The 11620-nt window shown below is 43.4% G+C and carries 14 protein-coding genes; 8 read left to right on the plus strand and 6 right to left on the minus strand.

What is annotated here, in order from left to right; all coding sequences use genetic code 11:
- Nucleotides 1-92 precede the first annotated feature (92 nt).
- The 3 genes from rsmB to def all read right to left on the minus strand — a co-directional run bounded on the left by rsmB (nucleotide 93) and on the right by def (nucleotide 2932).
- Nucleotides 93-1373, minus strand: a complete 1281-nt coding sequence (gene rsmB / locus SKA34_RS21925) for a 16S rRNA (cytosine(967)-C(5))-methyltransferase RsmB (RefSeq protein ID WP_006647599.1) — start codon at nucleotides 1371-1373, stop codon at nucleotides 93-95.
- 88 nt (nucleotides 1374-1461) lie between these two features.
- Nucleotides 1462-2406: a methionyl-tRNA formyltransferase gene (gene fmt, locus SKA34_RS21930; protein WP_006647600.1), complete on the minus strand. Its 945-nt coding sequence runs from the start codon at nucleotides 2404-2406 to the stop codon at nucleotides 1462-1464.
- Nucleotides 2407-2422: 16 nt separating this feature from the next.
- The gene (gene def / locus SKA34_RS21935; RefSeq protein WP_006647601.1) at nucleotides 2423-2932 is read right to left on the minus strand and encodes a peptide deformylase; all 510 of its coding nucleotides are present in this window, start codon (nucleotides 2930-2932) and stop codon (nucleotides 2423-2425) included.
- 356 nt (nucleotides 2933-3288) lie between these two features.
- On the opposite strand from def, the gene SKA34_RS21940 reads away from it, so the two are divergent.
- The 4 genes from SKA34_RS21940 to SKA34_RS21955 all read left to right on the plus strand — a co-directional run bounded on the left by SKA34_RS21940 (nucleotide 3289) and on the right by SKA34_RS21955 (nucleotide 6599).
- Nucleotides 3289-4350 (plus strand): LysM peptidoglycan-binding domain-containing protein, encoded by a 1062-nt coding sequence (locus tag SKA34_RS21940; RefSeq protein WP_006647602.1) that lies wholly within the window; start codon nucleotides 3289-3291, stop codon nucleotides 4348-4350.
- 7 nt (nucleotides 4351-4357) lie between these two features.
- Nucleotides 4358-5455 carry a DNA-processing protein DprA gene (gene dprA, locus SKA34_RS21945; RefSeq protein ID WP_006647603.1) on the plus strand — a complete coding sequence of 366 codons (1098 nt, stop codon included), beginning with the start codon at nucleotides 4358-4360 and terminating at the stop codon, nucleotides 5453-5455.
- Between the two features lie 2 nt (nucleotides 5456-5457).
- Nucleotides 5458-5931 carry a DUF494 family protein gene (locus tag SKA34_RS21950; RefSeq protein ID WP_005372379.1) on the plus strand — a complete coding sequence of 158 codons (474 nt, stop codon included), beginning with the start codon at nucleotides 5458-5460 and terminating at the stop codon, nucleotides 5929-5931.
- 92 nt (nucleotides 5932-6023) lie between these two features.
- Nucleotides 6024-6599: a topoisomerase DNA-binding C4 zinc finger domain-containing protein gene (locus SKA34_RS21955; protein ID WP_006647604.1), complete on the plus strand. Its 576-nt coding sequence runs from the start codon at nucleotides 6024-6026 to the stop codon at nucleotides 6597-6599.
- A 43-nt stretch (nucleotides 6600-6642) separates the two neighbouring features.
- Here SKA34_RS21955 and SKA34_RS21960 read toward each other — a convergent pair whose 3' ends face one another.
- Both SKA34_RS21960 and purE read right to left on the minus strand, forming a co-directional pair.
- Nucleotides 6643-7761, minus strand: a complete 1119-nt coding sequence (locus SKA34_RS21960) for a 5-(carboxyamino)imidazole ribonucleotide synthase (protein WP_006647605.1) — start codon at nucleotides 7759-7761, stop codon at nucleotides 6643-6645.
- Nucleotides 7761-8249, minus strand: coding sequence for a 5-(carboxyamino)imidazole ribonucleotide mutase (purE, locus tag SKA34_RS21965; RefSeq protein WP_006647606.1), 489 nt, complete (start codon nucleotides 8247-8249; stop codon nucleotides 7761-7763). The genes SKA34_RS21960 and purE overlap by 1 nt, the downstream gene beginning before the upstream one ends.
- A gap of 194 nt (nucleotides 8250-8443) precedes the next feature.
- On the opposite strand from purE, the gene SKA34_RS21970 reads away from it, so the two are divergent.
- The 4 genes from SKA34_RS21970 to SKA34_RS21985 all read left to right on the plus strand — a co-directional run bounded on the left by SKA34_RS21970 (nucleotide 8444) and on the right by SKA34_RS21985 (nucleotide 11076).
- Complete coding sequence (locus tag SKA34_RS21970) at nucleotides 8444-9001, plus strand: L-threonylcarbamoyladenylate synthase (protein WP_006647607.1); 558 nt, start codon at nucleotides 8444-8446, stop codon at nucleotides 8999-9001.
- Nucleotides 9002-9013: 12 nt separating this feature from the next.
- On the plus strand, nucleotides 9014-9922 hold the full coding sequence (hemF, locus tag SKA34_RS21975) for an oxygen-dependent coproporphyrinogen oxidase (protein ID WP_006647608.1): 909 nt from the start codon (nucleotides 9014-9016) through the stop codon (nucleotides 9920-9922).
- A gap of 63 nt (nucleotides 9923-9985) precedes the next feature.
- Nucleotides 9986-10807: a shikimate dehydrogenase gene (gene aroE / locus SKA34_RS21980; RefSeq protein WP_006647609.1), complete on the plus strand. Its 822-nt coding sequence runs from the start codon at nucleotides 9986-9988 to the stop codon at nucleotides 10805-10807.
- 5 nt (nucleotides 10808-10812) lie between these two features.
- The gene (locus tag SKA34_RS21985) at nucleotides 10813-11076 is read left to right on the plus strand and encodes a DUF1488 domain-containing protein (RefSeq protein ID WP_006647610.1); all 264 of its coding nucleotides are present in this window, start codon (nucleotides 10813-10815) and stop codon (nucleotides 11074-11076) included.
- A gap of 59 nt (nucleotides 11077-11135) precedes the next feature.
- Here the strand turns inward: SKA34_RS21985 and SKA34_RS21990 are convergent.
- Nucleotides 11136-11620, minus strand: a 485-nt coding sequence (locus SKA34_RS21990; RefSeq protein WP_006647611.1) for a gamma carbonic anhydrase family protein, incomplete at its 5' end; no start/stop codon positions are given.

Consider the following 11620-nt stretch of genomic DNA (forward strand, 5'->3'; position numbering starts at 1 on the left):
AGATCAGATGTAAGTACAATGTTCTGATCGGCGTTATAAAATATGAAAAAGCGGAATCTTGACAGCAAGTTCCGCTTTTATCTAAACAATGATTACTCTGCTTTTGTCAGCACAGCGTAGTAAAAACCATCCATCGACTCTTCACCTGGCAGAATTTGGCGACCAGGTTTAGCAGGATCGCTACCAATTAAGGTTACATTTGGCGTTCGTGCTAAAAAGGCTTTCACTTGGTCACAGTTCTCTTGTGGCGTAATAGAGCATGTAGCGTACACCAACGTACCGCCAGGCTTTAATTGTAGCCACATTGCGTCAAAGATCTCTGCTTGAAGTGTTGCCAGTGCAGCAATATCTTCGCCACGACGTAGCCATTTAATATCTGGGTGACGACGAATAACCCCCGTCGCAGAACATGGCGCATCGAGCAAAATACGATCAAATTTATCACCTTGCCACCATTGTTCTGGGTAACGGGCATCAGCGCACAATACGGTTGCATCAAGGTTCAAACGTGCCAAGTTTTCGTGTACACGTTTAAGACGATTTTCATCACAGTCAATCGCAACCACTTTGGTTGATGGCACATGTTCCATGATGTGGGCTGTTTTACCACCTGGGGCTGCGCAGCAATCAAGAATTAACTCATCTGCTTTAGGTTGTAAATAATCCACCGCTAACTGAGCTGCTGCATCTTGCACCGAGACCCAGCCATCACTAAAGCCTGGAAGTTGAGTTACATCACATGGCGAAACTAAACGTAAAGCATCTGCGGCCTGTGGGTGTAACTCGGTTGCAATGTCTTCGGCATCTAATAAAGCGCGGTAGGCATCTCGAGTATTGTGTTGGCGATTAACACGTAGCCACATCGGTGCTTTGGTGTTATTGGCTTCACAAATATCAGCAAATTGTTCGGGGTAGCTTTCTTTTAATAACTTTAATAGCCAGCTTGGATGCCCATATTTACCCGCATCATGACTGATAGCCTGAGCATCTAAGGTTTCTTGTTGACGTTGATAATTACGTAAGATAGCGTTAATAAGCCCGCGAAGTTGTGGTTTTTTAAGTGTTTTCGTTGCATTTACCGTTTCGGCTACTGCAGCATGTGCTGGAATTCGCATGTAACCGAGTTGATATAAGCCCACTAAAATTAAATGGTGGAATACACGTTGCTTACCTTTTAACGGCTTATCCATTAGCGCTTGGGTAATAGATTCTAAGCGAGGAAGCCAGCGAAGTACGCCATAGCAGATCTCTTGCAATAAAGCATGGTCACGCTCTCTGATATCTTGTTGCGCAGCAGGAAGTGCGGCGGATAATGACTGCCCTTGATCGACGACCTGATAAATAACTTTGGCCGCAGTGGCTCTTACATTCATAGCTGTTTCCTGAACTCGCCGTTAGTGCTGGCGATAACAATGTGGAACTTAAAAAGAAAAGCCAGTGACTAAACACTGGCCTTGATATTTATAGCTGAGCGCCAGATTCAAACCATTCTCGACGAGAATTAAGCAGATCTGCCGCTGTCATCGCTTTCTTACCTGGCGGTTGAAGTGATAATAAGCGCAATGCGCCATTACCTGTCGCAACTAGGATACCTTGCTTATCAGCAGATAAAATTGTACCAGGTACTTTACCTTGATTGTCATCTTCAACAGTCGCTTGCCAAACTTTGATATTTTGCTCAGCAACGGTGAAGTAACTCATTGGCCACGGGTTAAACGCACGAACACAGCGTTCAATCGCAGCGGCATCCATTGTCCAATCAATTAACGCTTCTTCTTTACTCAGCTTCTTAGCGTAGTTTGCTAGCTCATCGTCTTGCTTAACGGCTACGGCAGTGCTATTAGCAATATCAGATAAACAATCAATTAAGGCATCAGGGCCAAGATCCGCTAATTTTTCGTACATGGTAGCGCTAGTATCTGTTGCTTCAATTGGCAAGGTTGCCACTTTTAGCATGTCACCAGTATCAAGGCCGATATCCATCTGCATGATAGTTACGCCAGTTTCTGTATCTCCCGCCCAAATAGATCGTTGGATCGGCGCAGCACCACGCCAACGTGGGAGAATAGAACCGTGTACATTAATACAACCTAAACGTGGTGTATCTAATACTTCTTGCGGCAACAATAAGCCGTATGCCACCACAACCATAATATCAGCCTTAATGGCTGCTAACTCTTGTTGTGCTTCTTCATTACGTAATGAAGCGGGTTGATAAACCGGAATATCATGTTCAAGCGCGATATTTTTAACTGGGCTTGATGTTAGTTTCTTACCACGACCTGCTGGGCGATCAGGTTGAGTGTAAACAGCAACAACTTGGTGCTGTGAAGACAACAACGCCGCCAAATGACGGGCGGCGAAGTCAGGAGTACCAGCAAAAACGATGCGTAATGGTTTGCTCAAGGTAACCTCTAAATAATTAGTTTTTTGCGTTATGGCGTTTAATTTTCTCTAGTTTCTGTTTAATGCGTTGACGTTTTAAAGGTGATAAATAGTCAACAAATAGCTTGCCAGCTAAGTGATCTAATTCATGTTGTACACAAATAGCCAATAAACCATCAGCTTTGAAGCTGTATTCTTTACCGTTACGATCCAGCGCGGTGACACTTACGCCTGCTGCTCGTGGTACAAAACCTCGAGCGGTAGGAACCGATAAACAGCCTTCTTCGATACCATCTTCACCGTGTTCTTCAGTGATTTTAGGGTTCACTAGTACCATAGGTTGGTTACGTTCTTCTGATACGTCAATCACCACAATACGTTGGTGAATATCAACTTGAGTTGCTGCGAGGCCAATACCTTCTTCGTCGTACATGGTCTCCAACATATCATCGATAATTGTTTGGATTTCAGGTGTTATCGCCTCGACTGGTTTAGCTACAGTACGTAGGCGTTCATCAGGAAAGGTTAGAACGTGTAATACAGACATAAGGACTCGAATTCGTTAACGGAAACTAAAAAATAAAACGCTGTTGGTCTAATTCTAGTCATTTTAAAGATCAAATAACAGTACCGAATTTTTTGTCATAGGTGAAAGACAAAGAATGAAAAAGCGTTCATCAGTATTTTATTGGCAAAGGGGTTAGTGATAGCTGTAAGCAAACTTGACGCTATTGAGTTGCAACAGTTATCTATAAATAGTGACGTGAACCGAAAAGCGCTTTTTGCTCTTTGTTAAAAAGTCGACATATCAATAGGCTAATGCCAATCTGAGGAAATAAACGTATTTTATCTGTTGCAAGGCGGAGCCTTGTGATGTGTTGTGTTATCCAAGGAAGTGATCTCATGAAGCCATTGGGCATTATTCTAAGCTTTATGCTTTTTATCCCCTCACTTTTTGCCCCGCCAGCTCCATTACTGCGAAATAATGTGCCTGATGTTTATATCGTTAAAAAAGGTGACACGTTATGGGATATCTCTGGCGTGTTTCTCGAAAATCCATGGTCTTGGCCTCAATTATGGGAAAAGAACAGTTACATTAAAAACCCACACCTGATTTACCCCGGCGATCGTCTTCACCTTATTTGGGTCAACGGACAGCCGAAGTTAAGTTTGAAAAAACACGTAAAACTATCTCCAAAAGCTCGCGTGATCCGTGATCCTATTACGACGTTACTAGGCTATCTTATGCTTGAATATGTTGCTGAAAATAAATTGATCAGCCAAAAGTCAGCCAAGACACAACCGCAAGTATTAGGCTCTAGCGATGAGCGTGGTTACTTGTCTGTCGGTGATATTGTATGGGCCGATCAACCTTTAGCACCGACAACACAATGGCGTGTTTACCGTATTGAAGAAACGTTTACACGTAATGATTCAGCAACGGATACAAGTGCTGAAGTTTATGCAAAGGTAATGACATTAAAGGAAATTGCCGATTTAACCGTCACTGCAGCCGATGATAAAACCAGTCAATTACGGGTTGATACCTATCGTCAGGAAATCAGTCAAAACGATATTTTATTACCATTATTAGTGAGCGGAGAGCCTAACTTATCGTTTTCACCTTCAACACCGCCAGAGTCGATGATAGCAAATGTGATTGGGCAACTTGAAGGGCGTAGCTACATTTCTAACTTTGATGTTGTGGTATTAGATCGCGGGCATTTAGATGGTGTGGAATCAGGCTTTGTCTTTGATTTATTTAAACAAGGTGCGAAAGTGCAACGTAAAAAAGGTAGTTACCATTACAAAGATAATCCATTGGTAGGCTCTACCCCGTTGGGTGACATCTCTGTGGGTAAATTAATGGTGCTTCGTCCTTATGAGTACTTTAGTTTAGCGGTGGTGATGCAAAGTTTAGAACCATTCAAGCCGGGTGTTACTGCTGTTCCACCAACGCGTTAAGATAGTAATGAGTGAATCACTGTACCCTTGGTTAGTATTGGCGATGACCCCGCATTTAGGTGGTCATCGTATCAATAAACTCTTGCGTCATGTCTCGGCGCAACAATGTGTTGGCTCTTCATTTGAACACTTGTGTCAGCTAGGTTTAACTCAACAACAAGCCACAGCGATTACTTCACCCAATCAACAACGTATCGATCTAGCGTTGCTTTGGCAGCAACATCCGGATCAACATATTTTGTCCCTAGATTCTCCTGCTTACCCTTATTTACTTAAACAAATATCATCTCCACCGCCACTGTTATTTGTCCGTGGTGAGGTAGATTATTTAGCCCAACCACAAGTGGCGATTATTGGTAGCCGCGCCGCTTCCATTGATGGTCGAGAGGCGGCATTTAATCTTGCTTATGCACTAGGGCAAGCGGAGTATGTGGTTACAAGTGGACTTGCTTTAGGAGTTGATGGACAAGCCCATTTAGGAGCGTTGAAGTCCGGCGGTGCTACCGTTGCGGTGTTAGGCTCTGGTTTAGATCAGGTTTACCCTGCCCGTCATCGTCAGTTAGCTAATGAAATTGTAGAGCAAGGTGCATTGGTTTCAGAGTTTTGGCCTGATGAAAAACCGCGTCCACAAAACTTTCCGCGTCGCAATCGAGTGATCAGTGGTTTGTCGACAGGCGTATTGGTAGTTGAAGCGGCAGAAAAAAGCGGTTCACTCATTACTGCGCGTTATGCGTTAGAACAAGGGCGAGAAGTTTTTGCCCTTCCCGGGTCTATCTATAATGCGCAAAGTCGAGGCTGTAACGCATTGATAAAATCTGGTGCTAAACTGGTAGAAAGCCCCGCAGATATCTTTAATGAAGTCGGAACTTTAACTGAGTGCGCAATAAATAATCAAATAAGCTTGCCTTTGCCACAACCTGAAAATGAAGAATTGCCATTTCCAGCGCTGTTGGCTAACGTAGGCACCGAAGCAACACCCGTAGATGTAGTTGCTGAACGCTGTGAACAACCTGTCCATGAAGTATTAACCCAACTTTTAGAGTTGGAATTACTGGGCTTGGTCAGTGCAGTACCAGGTGGTTATGTCAGAACGAGGAGGAGCTAGTCATGATGGACATTCTTATGTACCTGTTTGAAACTTATATCCAAAGTGATGCTGAGTTGATGTTTGATCAAGATGAACTTTCCGAAGAGTTAATTCGTGCTGGGTTCCATCAAGATGATATTTATAAAGCGCTTAATTGGTTGGAACAACTCGCAGCGTTACAAGAAACTGAACATACTCCTTATGTAAATAACTGCGCAGCAACATCAATGCGTGTGTATACCGAGCAAGAGATGATACGTATGGATGTCACTTGTCGCGGTTTCTTGATGTATCTTGAGCAAATCCATGTGCTAAATGCCGATACCCGTGAAATGGTGATTGATCGGATCATGGAGCTCGATACCAATGAATTTTCATTAGATGATTTGAAGTGGATTATCTTAATGGTGCTCTTTAATGCCCCCGGTAATGAAACAGCGTATAGCCAGATGGAAGAGTTGCTATACGGTGCGGAAGACGGCGCAGTGCATTAAAATTAGCGGGCCTTAAAGTGGCCCGTTATTGTATCTATCTTATTTGTCGCGATAGCGTGTAAAACGCGATATTCCTTTTTAAGCGAGTAGTAATGACAACCAATAATCCACCTTTATTCTCTGCCCATGAGCAGGCGTTATCACACACACCGTGCCCACAATGTGGTGGCGAATTAGTGATGCGATTTGGTAAGCGTGGCCCTTTTCTTGGTTGCGATCATTATCCGAGTTGTGACTATATTCAGCCATTAAATCACAACGATGGACATGTAGTGAAAGAGCTCGATATGCCTTGTCCTGAATGTGAGAGCCCATTGGTATTACGTCAAGGTCGCTATGGGATGTTTATTGGGTGTTCAGCATATCCTACTTGTCACTATTTAGCTTCAACAGAGAAGAAAGCAGAGAATACCGATGTTGGATGTCCTGAATGTCACAAAGGCCATTTAACTGAGCGTAAGTCCCGTTATGGTAAGGTGTTTTATGCGTGTGATCAGTATCCAAGCTGTCGATTTGCTGTGAATAACAAACCTGTTGTCGGTACGTGTCAACAATGTGGTTTTGGTTTGTTAATTGAAAAAAAATTAGCCAGTGGTGTGAAACTGCAATGTGCAGATAGAAAATGCCACGCTTATCAAGATCCTGATAGCGCTGATAAAACAGCATAAAAAAAGCCTGCTCAGACGCAGGCTTTTTTAAATGGAGTAAATATTAACGAGGCAGTGCGGGGAAATCCTTCTCATCCAGAAAGCTTGATAACATGATCAAACGATACTGCAATTGCTCTGGTGTATCTGCACACACGTTGATGTGACCCATTTTACGTCCCGCTCGTTTTTCTTTACCGTACCAGTGTATATGGCAACCTTCTTGGGCATAAACCGCATCAGGAACGCTATCTAAACCTAAGATATTGATCATCGCACTAGGACGAGTTATTTGAGTGCTGCCAAGTGGAAAATCACAAACGGCACGTAAGTGGTTCTCGAACTGACATGTTTCTGCACCTTGCTGTGTCCAGTGGCCTGAATTATGAACCCGCGGCGCGATTTCGTTTACCAGTAGTTCGCCATCGAGATCGAAAAATTCGATAGCTAACACGCCGACATAATCAAGGCTATTAGCGATGGCACGGAACATGTTATCTGCTTGCGCTTGCAGTGGTGAGTCACCCACAATCGCAGTTGATAAACTCAGTACGCCATCAGTATGGACATTTTCAGTTAAGTTAAATACCTGAATATCACCACGGCGATTACGGGCACCAATCAATGATACTTCGCGTTGAAAAGGAATAAATTGCTCAGCAACAATAGTCTGATTAGGAGAATCAGCAATACATTGCGCCATTTCAGGCCAAATATCATCAATCTGTACGCTTTCTTTTAAGCGCCACTGCCCTTTACCGTCGTAGCCACCTAATGCACTTTTTAAAACCAGCGGTAACCCGATTTTTTCAATTGCAGTAAGAAGATCTGCACGTTCAGTGATTTCATGGTATTTAGCATTGCGCACGCCAGCATGATCCAATAACGCTTTTTCTAGACGACGATCGCCACCGGCTTTGATTGCTTCTGGCGTTGGGAAGAACTTCTCGCTGGCAGCACAAATATCTAAAATATCGTGAGGAATATGTTCAAACTCGGCAGTGATCGCATCAACGTCATTAATCGCTTCAACGAGCGAGTTCGACATTGCTTGTTGGGTAAGAGGATGAACCACTTTATCACTCTCTACATCATAAGCGAGCACATTGATGTTAAGAGGAGCGCCAGCCAGTGCCATCATACGGGCAAGTTGGCCAGCACCAAGGACTAGCACATTATTCATTATGCATCCTCTGCTGGATTTGGGTTGCTTAATACCGTTTCTGTTTGCTCTTTTCGGAAAGTATCAATAGCGGCCAGTACTTGCTCATCTTGAGTGCCGATAATTTGTGCGGCTAAGAGACCTGCATTGGCAGCCCCTGCATCACCAATTGCTAAGGTACCAACAGCTATACCTTTAGGCATTTGAACAATAGAAAGCAATGAATCCATCCCTTTTAGTGCACGTGATTGAACTGGTACGCCTAATACAGGCACGCTAGTAAAAGCCGCTGTCATCCCCGGTAAGTGAGCAGCACCGCCAGCACCTGCGATGATCACTTTAATGCCACGCTCTTGTGCACTTTCAGCGTATTCGGCTAATAAATGTGGTGTGCGGTGAGCCGAAACGACCTTTGTCTCATAAGGAACATTGAAACGATCAAGCATCTCAGCCGCATGTTGCATGGTTGGCCAATCAGATTTTGAACCCATGATAATTCCAACTTTCATCTCATTCTCCTTCAGGTCATAACTTAACATCGTGTTGATGGCTGCATTATACGGTGATTTAGCTCAAAGGAAAACGTTTGCGTCATGAATATTGACTGTCTTATAACCTAGCATGGAGTTGTGACTAAGGAGTAGGTAGAATGAAATTGAGAAAGTAAAACAACAATATTTGCTGAACAAATAATGAGGATACTGTGGAGAATTTTGCTCAAGTCGTTGCAGCCTTAAAGCAAGGTGAAGTGATCGGGTACCCAACCGAAGCGGTGTTTGGTGTAGGCTGTGATCCGGATAATCAAGACGCGGTTGAAAAACTATTAGCGATCAAACAACGCCCAGTTGAAAAGGGCTTAATTTTGATCGCGGCGAATTACGATCAGCTGCTGTCATACATTGATGAAAGCCAATTGACCGAACAACAAAAACAAACCGTGATGGCAACATGGCCAGGGCCTGTGACTTGGGTAATGCCGACTAAGCCTAATGTTCCCTCGTTTTTGACTGGGCAATTTACCACAATTGCGGTACGTGTGAGTGATCATCCACTCGTGCAACGCTTATGTTTGGAGTTTGGTAAACCTATCACCTCAACCAGCGCAAATTTAACAGGCCAAGAGCCTGGCCGAACAGCGCAAGAAGTTGAACAACAGTTAGGGCATTGTTTAGCTGCAATCCTGCAAGGTGAAACAGGCGGACGCACCAATCCTTCCGAGATACGTGATGCGCTTAATGGCAATATCTTCCGTCAAGGGTAAAGGATAAATAGTATGGATAGCCAAGTAGATAAAAGTGCAGTTAAAGCTTTTTTGTTGGATTTACAAGATCGTATTTGCCAAGCATTAGAGCAACAAGAAACAACCGTCGCGTTTGAACAAGACCAATGGCAGCGTGAAGAAGGTGGCGGTGGTCGTAGTCGTGTATTACGTGATGGCGAAATCTTCGAACAAGCGGGTGTGAATTTTTCTCATGTTTATGGTGCTGAAATGCCAGCTTCTGCAACAGCACATCGCCCAGAATTAGCAGGTCGTCGTTTTGAAGCAATGGGCGTGTCATTGGTTATTCACCCTCGCAACCCTTATGTGCCAACCTCTCATGCCAATGTTCGCTTCTTCATCGCAGAAAAAGACGGTGAAGCTCCGGTTTGGTGGTTTGGTGGTGGCTTTGATCTTACCCCTTTCTATCCTTTCGAAGAAGATTGCCAACACTGGCATGATACAGCTAAACAGTTGTGTGCGCCGTTTGGTGATGATGTTTATCAAGAACACAAAGCATGGTGTGATAAATATTTCTTCTTACCGCATCGTAATGAAACCCGCGGTGTGGGTGGTTTATTCTTTGATGATCTCAATCAATGGGGATTTGATAAGAGCTTTGCTTATATGCAAGCGGTCGGTAATGGTTTTATCAATGCCTACATGCCGATAGTAAAACAGCGTTATCATCTATCCTATGGTGAACGTGAGCGGGAGTTTCAGTTATACCGTCGTGGACGTTATGTCGAATTTAATTTGGTTTATGATCGTGGCACCTTGTTTGGCTTACAGAGTGGCGGAAGAACAGAGTCTATTTTAATGTCGATGCCACCATTAGTGCGTTGGGAGTATTGCTATGAACCAGAACCTAATTCAGCAGAAGCGCGATTGTATCAAGATTATTTAAAGCCACGAGAGTGGTAATCAGTTATTGAGCTCAGATCACGGAGTGATAGAGCCTTCTTAATATAAAGAGAGAGTTCGTATATGGATAAGTACGTCGTATTTGGTAACCCGATCGGACAAAGTAAATCTCCATTCATTCATACCTTATTTGCCCGTCAAACGAGTCAACAGATGACATATACAAGTCAACTTGTTGCAATTGATGGTTTTGTGCAAGCGGCAGATACGTTTTTTAATGATGGTGGTAAAGGCTGTAACATTACGGTGCCATTTAAAGAGCAAGCTTATCAATATGCGACCAGGCTGACTGAACGTGCTCGCTTAGCAGGTGCTGTAAATACACTTAAGAGATTGGATGACGGCGGTGTATTAGGTGACAACACTGATGGTGAAGGCCTTGTTCAAGATCTGATAAATCAACAGGTCGAATTAAAAGATCAATGTATCTTATTGTTAGGCGCCGGTGGTGCTGCTCGTGGTGTGATTTTGCCATTATTAGCACAGCAACCTAAAAAATTGGTTATAGCCAACCGTACAGTAAGCAAAGCACAACAATTGGCTGAGCTATTTTCTTCTTACGGTAATGTTATTGCACTAGAGCAAGCCGAACTTGAAAACCAAACCTTTGATGTGATCATCAATTCAACCTCAGCCAGCCTATCTGGGGATGTGCCAGCGATATCACCAACGGTGATTGGTACGAATACCACGTGCTATGACATGGTTTATGGTTCAGTGATAACCTCTTTTAATAGATGGGCGAAAGAGCATGGCGCAGTTAAAGTATTAGATGGGTTAGGAATGCTCGTTGGACAAGCTGCGGAAAGCTTCATGTTATGGCGCGGGCTTCGTCCGGGAGCTAAACAAGTACAACGTGAGTTACGCCGAACTTTACAAGAGTAAAAATAATGAACCAAGATATTCTATTTTCAGATATTCAATCATGGGATGCTGTTCGACAAGCCGTTAATTTCCCTGCTCAGCAAGGCGGCGCACTGATCATCTGTTGGGTTACCTTAAACTGGCTACAACAGCACAGTGGTAAAGCCTTAAATAACGAAGCTGATATCCTCGCTGAATTTTCTTCAATGCGTTTTGATCTTGAAGAGTTGGCTGAAGTGGTGATCGAAGACGAATCATTTGATGATGACGGTGATATTGTTATCGAGTAACAGTACGTAATAAAAGTAAGCCCTATCATAAGATGAGGCTTACCTTTCTCTTCTCTATTCTATAGGTCGCAGAGATATTCATTCTTTAAAATGACATAGTTATTGGCAGAGCGAGGTAAGAATGCTTTTTCTTTTTCTGTTAATGGGCGTGTTTGTTTGACAGGGCTACCAACATATAAAAAGCCCGACACTAAACATTTATTTGGTGGAACTAAACTTCCTGCACCAATGATGACATCATCTTCAACAACAGCTCCATCTAAAATAATCGCGCCCATTCCCACCAAAACACGATGGCCTATTTGGCAACCATGTAACATTGCTTTATGTCCCACCGTTACATCATCGCCAATGATAAGAGGAAACCCCTTAGGGTTATCTTCACTTATACGGCTGACATGAAGCACTGTACCATCTTGGATATTGGTGCGTTTACCGATAGTGATGTAGTTCACATCGCCACGCGCAGCGACTAAAGGCCAAATACTACTGTCATCATCACAGCGAATATCTCCGACTAAAACACAAGATGGATCAATATAAA

The organism is Photobacterium sp. SKA34 (assembly GCF_000153325.1).
GTDB lineage: Bacteria > Pseudomonadota > Gammaproteobacteria > Enterobacterales > Vibrionaceae > Photobacterium.